Genomic DNA, 18,093 nt, shown 5'->3' on the forward strand with positions numbered 1-18,093 from the left:
GACAGCGATTACACTACTTGAATGACCCTGATAGTTATGAGCGGGGCACCTCGGGAGGTAAAGTAAAGTGGTCGTGGTCCAAGGGCCTCGCATGGACAGACAAGTAGACGTCGTGGTCGTCGGTGGGGGGTCGACCGGATGCGGCGTCGTCAGGGACCTAGCGCGGCGGGGGCTCGACACCGTGCTCGTCGAGAAGGGGAACCTGACGCACGGCACGACCGGCCGGATGCACGGGCTCCTCCACAGCGGGGGCCGCTACGCGGTCTCAGACCAGAAGAGCGCGAAGGAGTGTATCGAGGAGAACATGGTGCTCCGCGACATCGCCGGGCACTGCGTCGAGGAGACCGGGGGCCTGTTCGTCAAGCGGCCGGAGGACTCGGAGGAGTACTTCCAAGAGAAGCTGGAGGGGTGTAAGGCGTGCGACATTCCCGTCGAAGTGATCGACGGCGAGGAGGCGCGCCGGCGGGAGCCGTACCTCGCGCGGGACGTCGAGAAGGCGATCGCTCTGCCCGACGGCGCGGTCGACCCCTTCCGGCTCTGCGTCTCGAACGCGGCCGACGCCCGCGAGCACGGCGCGCGGGTCGAGACCCACGCCCCGGTGACCGACGTGCTCGTCGAGGACGGCGAGATCGTCGGCGTCGAGATCGAACACGAGACGGGCCCGGGCAAGCGCGTCCACCGCGAGCCGGGGACGACCGAGGAGATCCGCGCGCGCCACGTGGTCAACGCGACCGGCGCGTGGGCGGGAAACGTCGGCGAGATGGCCGGCGTCGACGTGGAGGTCCGCCCCTCGAAGGGCGTGATGACGGTGATGAACACCCGCCAGGTCGACACCGTGATTAACCGGTGCCGGCCGAAGGGCGACGCCGACATCATCGTCCCCCACGAGACCGCCTGTATCCTCGGCACGACCGACGAGGAGGTCGACGACCCCGAGGACTATCCCGAGGAGGACTGGGAGGTCGACCTGATGATCGAGACGCTCTCAGAGCTCGTCCCGGCGCTCGAGGACGCACGGACACTGCGCTCGTTCTGGGGCGTCCGCCCGCTCTACGAGCCGCCGGGAACGGGCACGGAGGACCCGACCGACATCACGCGCGACTACTTCCTCCTCGACCACGGCGACCGCGACGACCTGCCGGGGATGACAACCATCGTCGGCGGGAAGCTCACCACCTACCGCATGATGGCCGAGTCCATCAGCGACCACGTCTGCGAGACGCTCGGCCACGAGGCGACCTGCGACACCGCGGACGCGCCGCTACCGGGCTCCGAGAACCCGGCGCGGATGGAGGAGCTGATGGACGAGTTCGGACTGCGCTCGCCCGTCGCCCGGCGCTCGGGCCAGCGGCTTGGGTCGCGCGCCGACGACGTGCTCGACGAGTACGACCCGAACCCGATCGTCTGTAACTGCGAGAGCGTGACCCGCGCCGAGGTCCAGGACGCCGTCGACGACGCCGGCTCCGACCTCAACGCGGTCCGCCTGCGGACCCGCGCCTCGATGGGGAACTGCCAGGGGGGCTTCTGTACGCACCGCATCGCGTCGGAGCTCGCCGAGGAGTACCCCGAGTCGGTCGTCCGCGACGCCGAAGACGAGCTGTACCAAGAGCGCTGGAAGGGCCAGCGGCACGCGCTGTGGGGCGAGCAGCTCTCGCAGGCGATGCTGAACCACATGCTCCACGCGACGACGATGAACCGCGACGGCGACCCCTCCAACCTCGAGGAGTCGGTGGACTTCGGCGCGTTCGACGCGGGCGCGGGAGCGCCGAGTCCCGGCGATTCCGAGGGCGAGACAGGGACCGCCGCTGCGGACGGTGGTCGCGCGGGCGACGACGCGGCGACCGACGGGGGCCGCGCAAACGACGACGCGGCGACCGACGGGGGCCACGCAGACGACGACGCGGCGACCGATGGAGGGCGCTGATGGCGATAAACAGCGACGTCCTCGTGATCGGCGGGGGCCTCGCCGCGGTCACCGCGGCGGTGTCGGCCGCCCGCGAGGGCGCGGACGTGCGGCTCGTCTCCCACAAGGCGAGCACGCTGCGACAGGCCTCCGGGCTGATCGACGCGCTCGGCTACGTGCCGGCGACCGAGCCCGCGAAGCCACTGCGGGACGGGCCGCCGACCGCGGGCCGCAACCTCGACCCCGACGAGTGGCCCGACCCGGAAGGCCCGCTCGCCGACCCCTTCGAGGGAATCGATCGGTTGCCTGAGTCCCACCCGTACCGAGTCGTGGGCGGCGACGCGCTCCGCGAGGGGTTGACCCTATTCGACGACCTCGCTGGCGACGCGTACCGCGGCGGCCACACCGAGCGAAACGCCCTCGTCCCCACCTTCGGCGGCGCGGTGAAGCCGACGGCGCGCTACCCCGCGGCCGCCGAGGCGGGGCTCGCGAGCGACGACCGCCCGATGCTAGTCGTCGGATTCCGGTCGCTCACCGAGTACGACGCGCGCGCCTTCGCGGGGCGGCTAGAGGCCGCCGGCGTGCCCTTCGACGTCGCCGGGGCCGAGGTCGAGTTCGCAGAGGCGTTCCGCGCCGACGCGAAGATCACTCGGCTCGCGAAGGCGCTCGACCACGACGAGGAGATCGACGGCGTCCCCGCCCGCGAGGCGCTCGCGAAGGCGGTCTCGCCGCACCTCCACGACGTGGTCGACGAGGAGGGCGGCGTCGACCGCGTCGAGCGCGTCGGCTTCCCTGCGTTCCTCGGCGACGACCACGGCGAAGCGGTCCGGGACGAGCTCGCGGACCGCCTCGGGGCCGACGTCTTCGAGATCCCGATGGGCCCGCCAAGCCTCCCCGGGCTGCGGCTGGAGGACCGACTGTTCGACGCGCTCGACGCCGAGGGCGTCCGGTTCGAGACCGGGAACCCCGTCGTCGGCGTCGAGTCCGCGACCGACGGTCGGGTCGAGACCGTCGCGGTCGATCGGAAGGGGCGCACGGCCCCGTACGGCGCGGACGCGTTCGTGCTGGCGACCGGCGGGCTCGTCGGGAAGGGGCTCGACTCCGACCGCGAGGGCGTGCGGGAGCCCGTCTTCGACCTCCACGTCGACCAGCCGGAGGACCGGTACGAGTGGTTCGTCGACGACGCGTTCGGCGACCAGCCGTACGCGCGGTTCGGGGTCCGCCCCGACGAGCGGTGTCGGCCCACTGACGGCGACGGAGCGGCACAGTACGAGAACGTGTTCGCGGCCGGCGGCGTCGTCGGCGGCGCGGACGCGGCGAGAGAGAAGTCCGCGAGCGGAGTGTCGCTCGCGACCGGCATCATTGCCGGGCGGCAGGCGGCGACGGAGGCGAGCCAATGACACGACACACGGAGGACGACGGCGACGCGGGGGACTCGAGCGAGACGACCGAATCGACCGACGGGTGCGGCCGCGGGGAGCCGGCCCCGGGGGTCCCGGAGGCCGGCCGCGACGAGCGGCCGTCGGTATTCCTCCCCGACGGGGGGGAAGCTCCGGAAGCGGAGGCCGGCGGCCGCAACGATGGACCGGCGGCCGACGACCGCGCCGCTACTGATGGGGGCGTCGAGAGCGCCTCCGGCGGGACCGAGAGCGTGACGGGCGGCACCGACTCGGCGGAGCTCGACCCCGACGCGTACGACCCGGTCGACGTGTTCCCCGGCGGCGACCTCGACCTCCGCGAGGGCGCCGACTCCTGTTACAAGTGTACGAGCTGCGACACCTCCTGTCCGGTGGCCGAGGTCGACGACGAGTTCCCCGGGCCGAAGTTCCAGGGGCCGGAGCAGTGGCGGCTCAAGCGCAAGGACGACCACGACATCGACGAGTCGATCACCTCCTGTTCGAACTGTATGCGCTGTGACGACGCCTGCCCCTCCTCGGTGCCGCTCTCGCAGATGCACAACGAGGCGCGCGGACAGTACGTCGAGCGGCAGATGGAGAAGCTCTCGGTCGAGTACATCCGGAACCGGATCTTAGCCAACTACCGCACGTCGGCGAGCCTCGCGAGCATGTTCCCGCGGACGGCATCGTTCGCGATGAACTTCGGGCCGGCGCGGTGGGCGATGGAGAAGGTGATGGGGATCCCGAAGGAGCGCGACTTCCCGGAGTTCGCCACGGAGACCTTCCGCGAGTGGTGGAAGGCGCGCGGCGGCGCGCAGGTGGAGAACCCCGACAAGCGCGTGGCGTACTTCCACGGCTGCTACTCCAACTACAACACGCCCGAGGTCGGCAAGGCGATGGTCCGCGTCTACGAGCACTTCGGCTACGAGGTGATGGTCCCGCCCCAGAAGTGCTCCGGCACGCCGATGTTCGCGAACGGGATGCTGAAGGACGCCCGCCGCCACGCGGAGACGAACGTCGAGAACCTCGTCGAGGCCATCGGCGAGGGCGCAGACGTGATCGCCTCCTGTACCTCCTGTTCGATGTCGCTCCGCCAGGAGTACCCCGAGCTGTTCGACCTCCACGGGATCGAGGATCTCGCGGAGCACACGTTCGAGGCGCTGGAGTACCTCCGGATCCACGAGGACTTGGAGGGCGAGCTCGAGGCGGCCGGTGGGCTCGATGACGAGCGCGCGTTCGCGTACCACGCGCCGTGTCACGCCCGCAATCAGGGCCTCTCCCGGCAGGCAGTCGAGACGTTCCGGGAAGTCGACGGCGTGACGATGGAGGACGTCGGCGACTCCTGTTCGGGCATCTCCGGAACGTACGGCTGGAAGGAAGAGAAGTACGAGAAGTCGATGGAGATCGGCGCGGAGATGTTCGAGCACATGGAGGACGCCGAGGGCGAGGTCGGGATGACGGAGTGCCCGACCTGCGCGATGCAGATGGAGCACGGGACGGGGTACGAGATCGAGCACCCGCTCCAGCTGTTGGAGGACACGCTGGGCGCGTAGCGCGCACCGCTCGCGTATCCGCCTCGGTCTCGCGACAGAGCCCTCCGAAGCCCGCTGCGTCCCGCTCTCGCGCGCCGTTTCTCAGATCAGATAACCCCGCGCGAATATTTATCCGGAGGACTCGCTCACACCGGAGCACGTGACTCTCGAACAGTTCCTCGATCGCTTCGACGGCCCCGAGCGCTCCGTGGTCATCGTCAACCGGACCGACCCGGACCCCGTCTTGAATATGCTCGTGGACACGTTCGGCGACGACGCAGTACGGGTGATCGACGGTCGGGTGACGCCCGATTCGGGCGATCGGCGCATCACCGACGGAGCGGGGCCGGCCGGAGTCACCGGCGGCGACCCGTCGCCCGGTCTCACCGCCCGAGAACTGGCGACGACTGGCGTCGTCGACGGTGACGGCGAGGCCGCCCCCTCGATCGACGTCGACGTGCTCCGACACCACGACGACGTCCCGTTCGACGGCGGCGACCTCGACGAGGTCGAGAACCTCGTGCTGCTCATGGAGGACGACGAGGTGGTCGCCGGGTCGACGCTCGCCGAGCTCGGCGACGCCGTGCTCTTCGTCAACTCGGACCTGTACGTCACCGGGAGCCGCTCGCTCAGCGATGTCGACCTCCCGTCGGTAATAAGCGGGCTCAACGATGCCACGTTCACGCTCCGCGGATACCCTGAGTCAAACCGCCAGAAGCTACTGCTCATCACCATCTCGCGGTTCATCGAGCGGGTAGCGTGGATGGCCGGCGACGGGACCCTCCGCTCGTCGTTCCAGCGGCTCTCGCGCATCGACGACGAAGTCGGCACGCGGAAGGTGTATGACCGCGTCACCGACACGGGCGTCGACACGCACCTCTACGGCGTCCCGGACAGCCTCCCAGCGGACCTCGATGCGGTGATCCACGCCGGGAGCGACCCCGATTTCACCGACAGCTGGTTCGTGGTGTTCCGTCCGCCCGAGGGTCCGCACCCGGCCCGGAGCGAGCCGGAAAGCGACCTCGAGCGCGGGATCGAGGGGGGCGTCGGGCTCCTCGCGATCGAGACGGAACCCCGGGTCTGGCGCGGGCTGTGGACGTTCGACGCGGACCGGATCTCGCGGCTGAACCGCTACATCGAGCGGAACCTATAGCCTCGATTAACATTTCTCCCGGCGACCGGCGCTCGTATCCAACCCGTGCGTTCATATTCTCGGAGCGGTGACGGGCGGCCATGCTCACGGAGCGGTCCGGTCTCCTCGACGACGGACGCCCGATGCGCGGATACGGGATCGCGGTGACTCCCGGCCGCAACGGACCGCTCGTCTTCGTCGCCGGCTACGGCGAGCCGAACCGGCTGTACGCCCGGGAGGACGGCCGCTACGTCGACACCGCCTGCGGCATCGTCGCCGATGGGACGCGCCACGGGATGGGGGTGTGCGCGGCCGACCTCGACGCCGACGGCTGCGAGGAGGTGTACGTCCACAACTGCGCGCGCGGCGTCGACGGCGGCGACCCCGACCTGCTCTTGAGCCGACTGGAGGCCGACCGGTTCCGCTGGACCGACGTGTTCGCGCGCGGGGTGAACGCGGACCGCCTTGACGTCCGCGCGGGCCGATCGGTCGCCGCGCTCGACCGACTGGGGACCGGCCGGTACGGCGTCGCTGTCTCCGGGTACGCCGCCCCGCTCGCGTTCTACGAGCTGGGCGACGACGGCGAGGTCACCGACATGGCCGAGGCGATCGGACTGGAGGTCGACGGCGGCTGTCGGTCGCTGCTCGCGGTCCCGTACCGCTCGCGCGAGGGCGACCTGTTCGCCGGCGTCGAAGGGGGACCGAACCGACTGTTCAGCAACCGCGACGGCCACTACGACCGCACCGACGGCGGCCCGGCCCTCTCCGACCCCGGCGGCGACACCCGCGGCGCGGCGGTCGTCGACGAGGGCGGGACGTTCGCGCTCGCGGTCGGTAACGAGACCGCGCCGAGCCGCCTCCTGCGCTGTTCGCCGGCGGGCGGCTACGACGACGTGGCCCCCGCCCCGCTCCGCGAGGTTGGCGCGGTCCGGACGGTCGTCGCCGCGGACTTCGACAACGACGGCCGCGAGGAGCTCTTCTTCAACGTCTGCGGCGCGGAGAACCGCCTGTTCGAGCGCGTCGACCGCCCGGGCGAGCCGCCGGAGTGGGAGCCCGTCCCGATCGGGCCGGCCGCGGAGCCAGACGGGTTCGGCACCGGCGCGGTCGCGGCCGACATCGACGATGACGGGGCCCTCGAGCTCCTCGTGGTCCACGGCGAGGTCGCCGCGCAGCCGGTGACGGTGTACGGCGACCCGGACGCGCCCGACGACGGCTGGCTCCGCGTGCGCCCGACGACGCGGCAGGGCGCGCCGGCGCGCGGCGCGGTCGTCACGCTGGAGACCGCCGACGGCGTCCAGCGGCGGGCGATCGACGCGGGGGGCGGCTGCCTCTGTCAGACCGAGCCGGTCGCGCACTTCGGGCTGGGCGGTAGGAAGCCGCTGCGCGTGGACGTGCGGTGGCCGGACGGCCGGGAGCGGACCGTCGTCGGCCCGAGCCCGGACCGGGAGATCGCCGTCAAACACCCGTCGCGCAGGGCGACCGACCGCGACGCGCGGACGAGGCGGTAGCCGCCGGACCCCGCCCGCAGAGGGCCGGGTGCCGTCGTGGCCAGAACTGCCGCCCTTCGCGGGTTCAAGTGTCCCCGGACGTACGGAGACGTATGGTGGATCCGACCTCGGACCTCGGGGAGGACGTCGACGAGGAGTCAGCGCCCGGGTGCGCGACGTGCGGCGAGCCGGCGCTGGGAAGCGGTCGTCGAACGATCACGTGGGTCGACGGTGACGACATCGTCCACCGACACTTCTGTTCGGAGTCGTGCTGCGGGGAGTGGGACGACGAGCGACCGTCGGCCGGAAAATAGCCGGCGCGGCGACGGATAGTGGCGGGCGGCGCGGCGAGGACGGCGGCGGGAGGCTTTTTGCCCGCGGGGGTGGTAGCGTCCGGTATGATATCGCTCGACGAGGCCGTGACGGCCCGACTGGAGTCACACGGGGAGCGCTTCGAGATCCTGATCGACCCAGACGCCGCGCTCGCGATCAAGCGCGATGAGTTCGACGGCGAACTGGAGGAGGTCATCGCGGCCGAGGACGTCTTCGAGAACGCCTCGCGGGGCGACCGACCGGCGGAAGAAGACCTAGAGACCGTCTTCGACACCACGGACCCGCTCTCGATCATCCCGGAGGTCGTCGAGCGCGGAGAGATCCAGATCACCGCCGAGCAGCGCGCGGAGATGCAAGAGCGGAAGCACAACCAGCTGGTGACCACCATCACGCGCAACGCGGTGAACCCCCAGATGGACGACTCGCCGCACCCGCCCGAGCGGATCGAGCGCGCGCTGGAGGAGGCCGGGTTCCAGATCGACCCGATGGAACCGGTCGAGAACCAGGTCGACGACGCGCTCGACGTGTTGCGGCCGGTGATCCCGATCCGGTTCGAGGAGGTGACGATGGCGGTCCAGCTCCCCGCCGACTACGCGGGCTCCGGCCAGGCGCAGATCCGGGAGTTCGGCGACCTCGAACGCGAGGAGTGGCAGAACGACGGCTCGTGGGTTGGCGTGCTCACCTTCCCGGCCGGGCTCCAGAACGACCTCTACGACCTCGTCAACGAGGTCACCTCGGGCGAGGGCGACGCCCGCGTGATCAAGGACAAAGACGAGCTCCGGACCCGGTAACGGGGCAGAGAGCCGAGCGACCGCGTTCGTTGTTGTAACGCGAGAGCCACTACGTCGGCGCCCGCAGTTTCACCGCGTCCGGGAAGTTGATGTCCGCGGGATGCGGTCTCGTTTCGCATGCATCCACGCGCGGCGGAGTTCGCGGAACGGGCGCGGGAACGGCACGGCGTCGACGTCGACGTGTTGGAGTTCGATGCCGGAACGGAGACGGCGGCCGCCGCGGCCGCGGCCCTCGGCTGCGAGACGGGCGCGATCGCGTCGACGATCGTTGTCTCGCTCTCCGGCGGCGCCCGCGACGGAGCGCTCGTCGCCGCGATCACGAGCGGCGCGAACCGCCTCGACCTCGAGGCCGTCGCCGACCACTTCGACGCCGCGGAGATGGGCGACCCCGACCGCATCCGCGACGTCGTCGGCTGGAGCATCGGCGGCGTCCCGCCGATCGCTCACGACGCCGCGCTCCCGACGGCGTTCGACCCGACGCTCACCGAGTACGACACTGTCTACGGTGCGGCCGGGACGCCGAGCGCGGTGTTCGCGATCGCCCCGGAGGCGCTCGCCGACCTCGCGGACGCTGCGGTCGTCGACCTCACCGAGTGAGCCGGCGGCGCTCCGGATCCGACCGCGCGCCGACCCCGGCGTTGTTAATCGGCGGCCGGTCTCCGCGGCCGGGTTATTAACAATAGGTTGTGAAATAATAACTCTTTTCTGTTAACCCGCCGTAGCGATCGGTATGACTCACTCACGGCGGTCGGTACTGCGGCGCGGTGCCGGCCTCGCGGCCGCGGGAGCGGCGGCGTCGCTGGCGGGGTGCGCAGGCGGAACGGACGGCGGCTCCGAGGCGTTCGACGCCGGATACGCCGCGTTCTTCACGCTCAACGACTGGGCCAACGAGGTCGCGGGCGAGAACGCGAGCTTCGAGGACCCGGTCGACGTGGGCCAGCTCGGCCACGGGTGGACCCCCGACGGGACCCTGGCGGCGGACGTCGCGGCGACGGACGCGTTCGTCTACCTCGACAGCCTCGAGTTCTCGTGGGCACAGGACCTAGCCGCGACGCTGGAGAGCGACTACGACACGGTCGCGACGATCGACGTGCTCGCCGGGCTCGAGGGCGATCTGCTCGAGTGGAACCACACGCACGGCGAGAGTCACGACGACGAGAACCACGATGGTGAGAGCCACGATGGGGAGGACCACGACGGCGAGAACTACGACGACGGGACCCGGTACGACCCCCACGTCTGGACGGACCCGGTGCTCGCGGGCGAGATGGTCGACACCATCGCGAGCGGGCTGGGCGAGGCGGACCCCGATAACGCCGAGTCGTACGCGGCCAACGCCGATTCGTACGGCGAGGAACTGGGGGCGATCGACGACGCCTTCCGGTCGGTCGCCGAGGACGCCGCGCGCGACGTGGCGGTGTTGGCGGGCCACAACTCCTTCCAGTACCTCGAGGCGCGCTACGGGTTTCGGCTCCACTCGCCGGTCGGCGTCTCGCCGCAGAACGAGCCGACGCAGTCGGAGATCGCCGACACGATCGACCTCGTCGACCGTGAGGGGATCGACGTCGTGCTGTACGACCGATTCCAGTCGCCGCGGCTCGCCGAGTCGATCGTCGAGAACAGCGACGCGACGGAGGCGGTCGCGGTCTCGCCGGCCGGCGGGACGACCCGCGAGTGGAACGACGCCGGCTACGGCTACCTCGAACAGATGACCGAGATCAACGTCCCCGCCTTCGAGCGCGCGTTCGACGTCCGGTGACGGAAGTGGCGACTTCGTCGCCCGTCGTGCCGCGGGAGCGTCGGCGCGACGGCGGAGTAAAAGAGCTAAACGTGCGGACGGTCCAGATGAGGCACACGCAGTGACCGCAATCGTCGACCTCGACGGCGTGACGTTCTCCTACGGCGACACGGTCGCCGTGAGCGACGTCTCCCTCACGGTCGAGGAGGGGGACTTCCTCGGGCTCGTCGGGCCGAACGGCTCCGGGAAGACCACGCTGCTCCACCTCATGCTCGGCCTCCGCGACCCCGACGAGGGGTCCGTCGAGCTGTTCGGCCGCCCGGTCGACGAGTTCGACGACGGCGGCCGGATCGGCTACGTCTCGCAGAAGGCGACGAGCCGCGGCGGCGCGATGCCCGTCACCGTCCGCGAGTGCGTCACGATGGGGCGGTTCGCGCACGCGGGCCGGGGACGGCTCTCCGCGGCCGACCGGACCGCCGTCGCGGACGCCATCGAGACCGTCGGGATCGGCGACCTCGCCGACCGCCTCGTCTCGGAGCTCTCTGGGGGACAGAAGCAGCGCGCGTACATCGCGCGGGCCCTCGCCAGCGACGCGGACCTGCTCGCGCTCGACGAGCCGACGGTCGGCGTCGACGCCGAGTCCCGCGACGCGTTCTACGCGCTCCTCGACGAGCTCAACGGCGACGGGATCACGGTCATCCTCATCGAGCACGACATCGGCGTCGTCACCGACCGCGCGAACCGCATCGCCTGTATCAACACCGAGCTGTACCACCACGGGGACACGGAGTCGTTCGTCGAGAGCGACGCCCTCGGGGAGGCGTACGGCGCGACCGGACAGGTCGTCCACCACCACCACTAATGTGCGGGGAGACACCGACCGACGGCGAGCGGGACCGCCCGCGCTCGGACCGCGTCGGCCCGGGGCGGGGACTGCGCCGGACGGCGGAGCTCGCCGGGATCGGGCTCACCGGCGTTGTCGCGGCGGTCATGCTCTCGTTCCTCCTCTTGTACTGGGCGCAGGACCTCCCGGTGGCGAGCGAGCTGTACGCGGCGTTCCGCTCGCTCGGACGCGCGATGGACGCCGCGTTCGGGACGAACGTCTTCCGGCACCCGATCATGTGGCAGTCGATGGCGGTGGGCGTGCTCGTTGGGGTCGTCGCGCCGCTCGTCGGCTCCTTCCTCGTCCACCGCGAGATGGCGCTGATCGGCGAGACGCTCGCCCACACCGCGTTCGCCGGGGTCGCGGTCGGCATCCTCGTCACCTCCTCGACGGGGTGGAGCGGCTCGCTGCTGCTCGTGGCGCTCGCGGTCGGCATCCTCGGCGCGCTCGGCGTCCAGTGGCTCACGGAGCGCACCGACGCCTACGGCGACGTGCCCATCGCGATTATGCTCAGCGGGAGCTTCGCGGTCGGGACCCTGATCATCAGCTACGGCGACGGGCTCACCGGCGTCAACATCCAGGGGTACCTGTTCGGTAACCTCGCGGTCGTCACGCCGGACGGCGCGCGGCTCATGGGGGCGCTCTCGATCGTCGTCGTCGCGGCCGTGGCGCTGACGTACAAGCAGCTCCTCTTCATCACCTTCGACGAGCAGGCCGCGCGGGTCGCACAGCTGAACGTCACCGGCTACAACACCCTGCTCGTGGTGTTGACCGCGGTTGTCGTCGTCGGCGCGATGCAGGTGCTCGGCGTCATCCTCGTCGCCGCGATGCTGGTCGTCCCCGTCGCGGCGGCCTCGCAGGTCGCGCGGAGCTTCCGCGAGACGATGTATCTCGGAGTGATTTTCGGCCAGCTGTCGGTGATCGGCGGCTTCGCCGTCTCGATCGGACTCGGCCTCCCCTCCGGAGGGTCGATCGTCGTCACGGCGATCGCGGTGTACCTCGCGACGGTCCTCGGCTCCGGTTCCTCCGTGAAGGCGATCTCGGCGCACGGGTGAAAAGCGGCCGACCGGCGGTCTCGGACCCCGCAGGCGGCGGTCGTGCGCGGCTCGCGTCCGGTTTCCACAGACCCTTATGTCGCGGCCGCGACTGACCGCTATGGGAGATACCGAGACCTACACGGTTACCGGCCCCGACGGTGACGAAGAGTCGTTCGAACTGCCCGCCGGCCTCGTGGACGTGCTCAGCGAGCAGGGCGAGCCCGCGACTGCCGTCGTCTCCGACGTGGTCGTCCAGGCGATGGCCCAGCAGGCGCACGTGATCGTCCACCACAGCGAAGGCGACGTGCCCGAAGACATCGCCGAGATGAACGAGACGGCCGCGGAGCTGTTCGAGGAGCGGTTCGGGCAGTCGCTCGAGGACGCGCTCGGCCACTCGCACTGAGCCGGCCCGGCCACTCGCGTTCATCGATTCGACCCGTTCGACCGGCCGCTTAAGCCGGTCGAGTCCGTACCTATTATTATGTCTACCGACCCGGACGGCGCGGCGGCGCCGGTGTTGATCTTCGACGGCGACTGCCCGTACTGCTCGGTCGCGGCGGTCGCGCTCCGGCGGCTCAAGGGCGTCGTCGCGGTCCCGTGGGAGGCCGACCCGGTCGGCCCGTTCCTCGACGCGCAGTTCGGCTCGCGCCCGTTCGCGATGGTGCTCGTCGATCCTGGCGAGCGTCGGGTGTACGCGGGGCGGTCGGCCGCCGAAGAGCTTGCGAACCGCGCCGGGACGCCCGGGATCGTCGGCGGGCTCGTCCGCGACAACTACGACCACATCGCCGACGTGGTCGGCGCGCTGTCGGGGCGCGGCCGCGACCCGGCGGATGTCCACGATACCTACCGGCTCGACGACGACGCCCGCGACCTAGTGGGGTCGCTCCGGTCGGCCGCCGCCGAGGCGCCGACCGCGCTGTCGTGATCGGGACCGCAGTCTATCTCGTCGGTGAGAGGAAGCGATGAGCGACGCCGTCGGCGGCAGCTACACCCTCGTCGTCGACCTCGCGGCGGACGCGACGCTGTCGGCGGGCGCGCTCGGCGAGCACCGCCTGCCGGCCGGCGCGTACGCGTACACGGGGAGCGCGCTCGGCTCGGGGGGCTTCGCCCGGGTCGACAGACACCGCCGGACCGCGAGGGACGACCACGACGTCCGCCACTGGCACGTCGACTACCTGCTCGGCCACCCGGCGGCGCGGATCGACCGCGTCGTCCGGAGCGCGGGCGTCGACGTCGAGTGCGCGGTCGCGGAGCGGCTGCCCGAGGGGCCGGTCGACGGGTTCGGCGCGTCCGACTGCGGCTGTCCAAGCCATCTGGCCGCCGCTGACGGCCTCGACGCCCTCGCGGAGCGCGCGCTGGCGGCGCACGAGGCCGCGATCCCGGCGACCGACCATCCGGAGGCGACCGTCGAAGTCGTCGCCGGGTCGGAAGCGTAAGGCCCGGGCCCGTCGGTCAGAGGTCGTAGCGGTCGACGACCTGTCGTAGCTGTTCCTCCCGCCCCTCCATGGCGTCGTCGCGGAGCGCCGCCTCGTCTTCGGTCGGACACTCCAGGTCGGGGACCGGCGTCGGGCGGCCCGCGTCGTCGAGCGCGACGAAGGTGAAGTAGGAGGTCGTCGTCCGGCGCGTCTCGTCCGTGCGGGGGTTCTCCGCGCGCACGTCGACCTTCACGTCGACGCTCGTCCGCCCGGTGTTGAAGACGTACCCCTCGACGATGGCGACCTCGCCCATCTCGATCGGCGCGATGAAGTCGACGTGGTCCATCGAGGCGGTGACCACCTGCCGGTTCGCGAAGCGCATGCCGGCGATCGCGCCGCAGATGTCCATCCAGTGTAACACAGTCCCCCCGAGCGCGCGGCCGAGGTTGTTCGTGTCATTCGGCAGCAGCATCTCCGTCATCTCGGTGTGCGAGGAGGCGAGCGTGGCCGTCTCGTCCATGCCCGTCGTGGGAGGGCCGACGACTTGAACGGCCGGCTTCGCCGGCGCCGGGGGACGCGCGCGGCGAACTCAGCGCTCGCCCGACCGGTCGTCGTCGCCGCTGAACCGGACGGAGTCCGGCGGTCGCCCCGCCTCGTCGACCACCTCGTCGGTCACGACGATGGGGCAGTCGACTCGCACCGCGAGCGCGAGCGCGTCCGAGGGCCGGGCGTCGAAGACGAACCGCTCCGGCTCGCCGTCGTCGTAGCGCTCGGCGTCGACCTTGGCGTAGAAGGTGCCGTCGTGGAGGTCGTCGACGCGGACGCGGTCGATGGCCCCGCCGAACTCGGTAAGGATGCTCACGAGCAGGTCGTGGGTGAGCGGTCGGTCGAACGGTTCGCCCTCCAGCGCCATCCCGATCGAACGGGCCTGGTCGCCGCTGACGAAGATCGGCACGTACTCGCCGCGCGCGGACAGGATCACCGCCGGGACGTCGCCGCTCGGCGCAGAGCCCGCCCCGACCCCGACGACCTCGGCCTCGTGTTCCATACGTGAACGTGGTGACGGCCGCTTGAATAGCTGTCCCACGCGTGGACCGTTCGCCCGGATCGTGCCCGTCGCTTCCGGGGCCGCTAGCTCGACGCGCGGTACCAGTACGCCCACGTCAGGGTGAACACGAGCGCGGCGGCGACGAAGAAGACGACGCCCGGTTCGACGAGCGAGACCGCGTACTGCGCGAGCGGGTCGCCGACGAGCTCGACCGCGCCGTCCGCGCCGTCGGCGGCGGTGTTCTGGTCGGGGACGCTCTCTACTGTCGGCCCGTCGGTGGTGGCTGTCCCCGCGTCGTCGCCGCTGGAGCGCGGGGCGGCGAGGGAGCCGACCGCGAGGAGGCGCTGCGCCGCGACGGCGGCGAGGCCGATCAGTCCGTAGCCGCCGAGCAGCCGCATGAGCGCCGTCTTGATCCCGGTCGACTCCTCGGAGTCGCCGGAGAACAGCACGAGGGGCTCGTCCGCGGCGGCGTACACGTCCATCTCGCGGCCCTTCTCGGAGTAGGCGGTGTCGACGACGTCGACGAGGTCCGCCTCGTCGAGCCGCGAGAGGTGGTACTGAACGTTCTGGAGGGTGGTGTCGACTTCCTCGGCGAGCTCCGACTTCGTAGCCGGTCGGTCGTGGAGCGTCGAGAGGATCGCCCGCGCCGTCTCCGAGCCGAGGGCGGCGATGAGGTCGTCGGCCTCGTCGTCGTCGACGCCGACGACCCGTGGTTCGCGTTCCTCGGGGCTCGCGTCCGGCAGGGAGGGCAACAGCCGGGACATACGGTATCCTGTGGAGCGTGAGGATACAAACCTGTTGGATCGTTGTGGTCGAGTCAGTCCCGCGCGAGGCGGGCCCGGGACCGACGCACAAACCCTAAACGGGGTGACCGAGTACGACGGGTGATGACAGAGACGTCACGGGGGCGCGACGACGAGGCGTCCCTGTCGACCGACGGGCCCTCGCGGACCGACGGCGGCGACCTCGAACGGGAGGCGCGCGCCGACGACGAGGGGAGCGTCACGGTCGTCGGGACCGCGCACGTGTCGGAGCACTCCGTCGACGAGGTCGAGGAGACGATCGAGCGGGAGCGCCCCGACGTCGTCGCCGTCGAACTCGACGAGGGGCGCTACCGCCAGATGAACGGCGAGACCCCCGACGACCTCGACGCCGGCGACCTGCTCAGGGGGAACACCGTGTTCCAGTTCCTGGCGTACTGGATGCTCTCGTACGTCCAGACGCAGCTCGGCGAGCGGTTCGATATCGAGCCGGGCGCGGACATGAAGGCCGCCGTCGATGTCGCCGAGTCGCTCGGCATCGATGTCGCCTTGGTCGACCGCGACATCCAGACCACGATCCAGCGCTTCTGGGCCCGCATGACGGTCACGGAGAAGCTCAGGCTCGTCGGCGGGCTCGCGTTCGGCGTTAGCGACCCAAGGGTCGCCGGCGTGGTCGGTGGGCTCATCGTCGGGATCCTCGCCGGCCCGGCGATCGGCCTCTTCGGCGGCGCGGTCGGGATCACGGACGCCGTGCTGACGAGCGTCGCCGCGGGCGTCCTCGTCGCGCTCGTCGTCAGCATCGCCGTCGACCAAGTCAGCGCGCTCGCGCTCTCGCCTGACCAGCGGCTCTACGCCGGCGTCGGCACCGGACTCTCGGCCGGCGTCGCCGCCGGGATCTCCGGGGTCGCGAACGGGGTGGTGTCGACGTACCTCGGCGGGTTCCCCGTGGCGGCGATCGGCGGCTTCGGGATCGGCATCGGCCTCGGACTGATCGTCGGCGCGGTCCTCGCGATCGCGGTCGGCGCGTTCGCCGGCGGCGAGGTGGACGCGGAGGCGGAGGCCGGCGGGATCGCGGAGCTCGACGAGGCCGACCTCACCGACACGGACGTGGTGACGATGATGATGGAGGAGTTCCGACAATTCTCTCCGGGTGGCGCGGAGGCGCTCATCGACGAGCGCGACGCGTTCATCGGCCACCGGCTCGTCGCGCTCCGCGACGCCGGCTACGACGTGGTCGCCGTCGTCGGGGCCGGCCACCGGGCCGGGATCGAGGGATACCTCGCCGACCCGGCGACGCTCCCGCCGATGGACAGCCTCGTCGGCGAGGAATCCGGTCGGGGGCTCCCGTGGAAGAAGGCGCTCGGCTACGCGATCACGGTCGGCTTCGTCGGCTTCTTCCTCCTCCTGGCGCTGGGCGGCGCCGGCAACGCGTTCCTGCTGCGGCTGTTCGGCGCGTGGTTCGTGATCAACGGCGTCTTCGCGTTCGCCTTCGCGAAGGTCGCCGGCGCGCGCTGGCTCTCGGCCGGCGTCGGCGGCGCGGTCGCGTGGCTGACCTCGATCAACCCGCTGCTCGCGCCCGGCTGGTTCACCGGCTACGTCGAACTCCGGAGCCTCACGGTCAACGTGGCGGACATCGGCGCGCTCAACGACCTGCTCGGCGACGAGACCCGGTCGGTCACCGAGCTGGTCTCCGAGATGCTCGACGTGCCGCTGTTCCGGCTCATCGTCGTCGTCGCGATGACGAACGTCGGCAGCATCGTCGCGAGCTTCCTCTTCGCGGCGTACGTGATCCCGGCGATGTTCGGGGCCGAAGTCGGCGGCGTCGACGAGGTCGGCCGGCTGCTCGTGGAGGGCGCGCTCAACGGCGCCGACCTCGTCCGTGGGGCCGTGGGGGGACTGGCATGAGCGGCGGCGCGACGTTCTCCGGCCGCCGGATCGGCGGCCTCTACTTCAGCGGGGCCGAGCTCCGCGACCTGCTCGTCGCGTGGCTCGCGCTCGGCGTGGCGTTCACGCTGTTCTTCGTCGGCGGCTCGGGGGGGATCGGCCGGATCCTCGCCGCCGGCGTGCTCCCGCCGCTGTTCGTCGCGCTCGCGACCGCCGGGGTCGGCTTCCTCCTCCACGAGGTGGCGCACAAGGTCGTCGCGGTCCACTACGACCAAGTCGCCGAGTTCCGCGCTGACAACAGCATGCTGTTCCTGGCCGTGATGAGCTCGCTCCTCGGATTCATTTTCGCCGCGCCGGGGGCCGTCCACCACCGCGGGCGGCTGACGCCCCGCGAACACGGCCACATCGCACTCGCTGGGCCGGTCGTGAACCTCGGGCTGATGGCGGTGTTCTTCCCGCTGTTCGCGCTCGGTGGCGTCCTCGGCAGCGAGATCGTCACTATCCTCGGCGCGCGCGGCATCGCGATCAACGCGTTCCTCGCGGCGTTCAACCTGATCCCGTACGGCCCCCTCGACGGGAAGACGGTGATGGGGTGGAGCAAGCTGGCTTGGGCGGCCGCCTTCGTCCCCTCGGTACTGCTCGCCGTCGGGCTCGTCTTTGTCGTGGGACTCGGCTTCGGTGGCCCGTTCTGAGCCGCGGTCGGGCGACCGCTGCGCGTCCGGCGGCGTCGCCCGGAACGGTGCGTTTTTGCT

At 71.0% G+C, this 18,093-nt stretch carries 19 protein-coding genes; 16 read left to right on the forward strand and 3 right to left on the reverse strand.

The annotated features are described in order from the left end of the window. Positions 1-91: 91 nt before the first annotated feature. The 14 genes from glpA to ABNG04_RS11130 all read left to right on the forward strand — a co-directional run bounded on the left by glpA (position 92) and on the right by ABNG04_RS11130 (position 13,669). Positions 92-1,924, forward strand: coding sequence for an anaerobic glycerol-3-phosphate dehydrogenase subunit GlpA (gene glpA / locus ABNG04_RS11065; protein WP_371162476.1), 1,833 nt, complete (start codon positions 92-94; stop codon positions 1,922-1,924). Then, entirely contained in the window at positions 1,924-3,303 is a 1,380-nt protein-coding gene (gene glpB, locus ABNG04_RS11070) for a glycerol-3-phosphate dehydrogenase subunit GlpB (RefSeq protein ID WP_371162477.1), read from the forward strand. Before glpA ends, glpB begins: the two co-directional genes overlap by 1 nt. Then, positions 3,300-4,853: an anaerobic glycerol-3-phosphate dehydrogenase subunit C gene (locus ABNG04_RS11075; RefSeq protein WP_371162478.1), complete on the forward strand. Its 1,554-nt coding sequence runs from the start codon at positions 3,300-3,302 to the stop codon at positions 4,851-4,853. The genes glpB and ABNG04_RS11075 overlap by 4 nt, the downstream gene beginning before the upstream one ends. A 139-nt stretch (positions 4,854-4,992) precedes the next feature. Further along, positions 4,993-5,985, forward strand: coding sequence for a hypothetical protein (locus tag ABNG04_RS11080; RefSeq protein ID WP_371162479.1), 993 nt, complete (start codon positions 4,993-4,995; stop codon positions 5,983-5,985). 80 nt (positions 5,986-6,065) lie between these two features. After that, entirely contained in the window at positions 6,066-7,472 is a 1,407-nt protein-coding gene (locus tag ABNG04_RS11085; RefSeq protein WP_371162480.1) for a CRTAC1 family protein, read from the forward strand. A gap of 92 nt (positions 7,473-7,564) precedes the next feature. Next, the gene (locus ABNG04_RS11090; protein WP_371162481.1) at positions 7,565-7,765 is read left to right on the forward strand and encodes a DUF7576 family protein; all 201 of its coding nucleotides are present in this window, start codon (positions 7,565-7,567) and stop codon (positions 7,763-7,765) included. Positions 7,766-7,849: 84 nt separating this feature from the next. Beyond that, a complete protein-coding gene (locus ABNG04_RS11095; protein ID WP_371162482.1) occupies positions 7,850-8,575 on the forward strand; it encodes a ribosome assembly factor SBDS in 726 nt (241 codons plus the stop codon). 117 nt (positions 8,576-8,692) lie between these two features. Then, positions 8,693-9,172, forward strand: a complete 480-nt coding sequence (locus ABNG04_RS11100) for a YbaK/EbsC family protein (protein ID WP_371162483.1) — start codon at positions 8,693-8,695, stop codon at positions 9,170-9,172. 133 nt (positions 9,173-9,305) lie between these two features. After that, on the forward strand, positions 9,306-10,334 hold the full coding sequence (locus ABNG04_RS11105; RefSeq protein ID WP_371162484.1) for a metal ABC transporter solute-binding protein, Zn/Mn family: 1,029 nt from the start codon (positions 9,306-9,308) through the stop codon (positions 10,332-10,334). A 100-nt stretch (positions 10,335-10,434) separates the two neighbouring features. After that, positions 10,435-11,175, forward strand: a complete 741-nt coding sequence (locus tag ABNG04_RS11110) for a metal ABC transporter ATP-binding protein (RefSeq protein WP_371162485.1) — start codon at positions 10,435-10,437, stop codon at positions 11,173-11,175. Continuing rightward, the gene (locus ABNG04_RS11115) at positions 11,175-12,251 is read left to right on the forward strand and encodes a metal ABC transporter permease (protein ID WP_371162486.1); all 1,077 of its coding nucleotides are present in this window, start codon (positions 11,175-11,177) and stop codon (positions 12,249-12,251) included. The genes ABNG04_RS11110 and ABNG04_RS11115 overlap by 1 nt, the downstream gene beginning before the upstream one ends. A gap of 100 nt (positions 12,252-12,351) precedes the next feature. After that, positions 12,352-12,636, forward strand: coding sequence for a DUF7545 family protein (locus ABNG04_RS11120; protein WP_006113366.1), 285 nt, complete (start codon positions 12,352-12,354; stop codon positions 12,634-12,636). 78 nt (positions 12,637-12,714) lie between these two features. Beyond that, positions 12,715-13,158, forward strand: coding sequence for a thioredoxin domain-containing protein (locus tag ABNG04_RS11125; RefSeq protein ID WP_371162487.1), 444 nt, complete (start codon positions 12,715-12,717; stop codon positions 13,156-13,158). A 37-nt stretch (positions 13,159-13,195) separates the two neighbouring features. Continuing rightward, a complete protein-coding gene (locus tag ABNG04_RS11130; RefSeq protein WP_371162488.1) occupies positions 13,196-13,669 on the forward strand; it encodes a GIY-YIG nuclease family protein in 474 nt (157 codons plus the stop codon). Positions 13,670-13,685: 16 nt separating this feature from the next. Here ABNG04_RS11130 and ABNG04_RS11135 read toward each other — a convergent pair whose 3' ends face one another. The 3 genes from ABNG04_RS11135 to ABNG04_RS11145 form a co-directional block, all read right to left on the reverse strand. Continuing rightward, positions 13,686-14,168 (reverse strand): acyl-CoA thioesterase, encoded by a 483-nt coding sequence (locus ABNG04_RS11135; RefSeq protein WP_371162489.1) that lies wholly within the window; start codon positions 14,166-14,168, stop codon positions 13,686-13,688. Positions 14,169-14,237: 69 nt separating this feature from the next. Further along, positions 14,238-14,696, reverse strand: a complete 459-nt coding sequence (locus ABNG04_RS11140; protein ID WP_371162490.1) for a bifunctional nuclease family protein — start codon at positions 14,694-14,696, stop codon at positions 14,238-14,240. A gap of 83 nt (positions 14,697-14,779) precedes the next feature. Then, on the reverse strand, positions 14,780-15,460 hold the full coding sequence (locus ABNG04_RS11145) for an ArsR/SmtB family transcription factor (RefSeq protein ID WP_371162491.1): 681 nt from the start codon (positions 15,458-15,460) through the stop codon (positions 14,780-14,782). A 123-nt stretch (positions 15,461-15,583) separates the two neighbouring features. Here ABNG04_RS11145 and ABNG04_RS11150 point away from each other — a divergent pair, with 123 nt between their 5' ends. Together ABNG04_RS11150 and ABNG04_RS11155 are read left to right on the forward strand one after the other, a co-directional pair. Further along, on the forward strand, positions 15,584-17,362 hold the full coding sequence (locus ABNG04_RS11150; RefSeq protein ID WP_371162492.1) for a TraB/GumN family protein: 1,779 nt from the start codon (positions 15,584-15,586) through the stop codon (positions 17,360-17,362). After that, positions 17,359-18,033: a metalloprotease gene (locus tag ABNG04_RS11155; RefSeq protein WP_371162493.1), complete on the forward strand. Its 675-nt coding sequence runs from the start codon at positions 17,359-17,361 to the stop codon at positions 18,031-18,033. The genes ABNG04_RS11150 and ABNG04_RS11155 overlap by 4 nt, the downstream gene beginning before the upstream one ends. The last annotated feature ends 60 nt before the right edge of the window (positions 18,034-18,093 follow it).

Origin of the sequence: Halorubrum miltondacostae, assembly GCF_041379815.1 — an archaeon.
GTDB lineage: Archaea > Halobacteriota > Halobacteria > Halobacteriales > Haloferacaceae > Halorubrum > Halorubrum miltondacostae.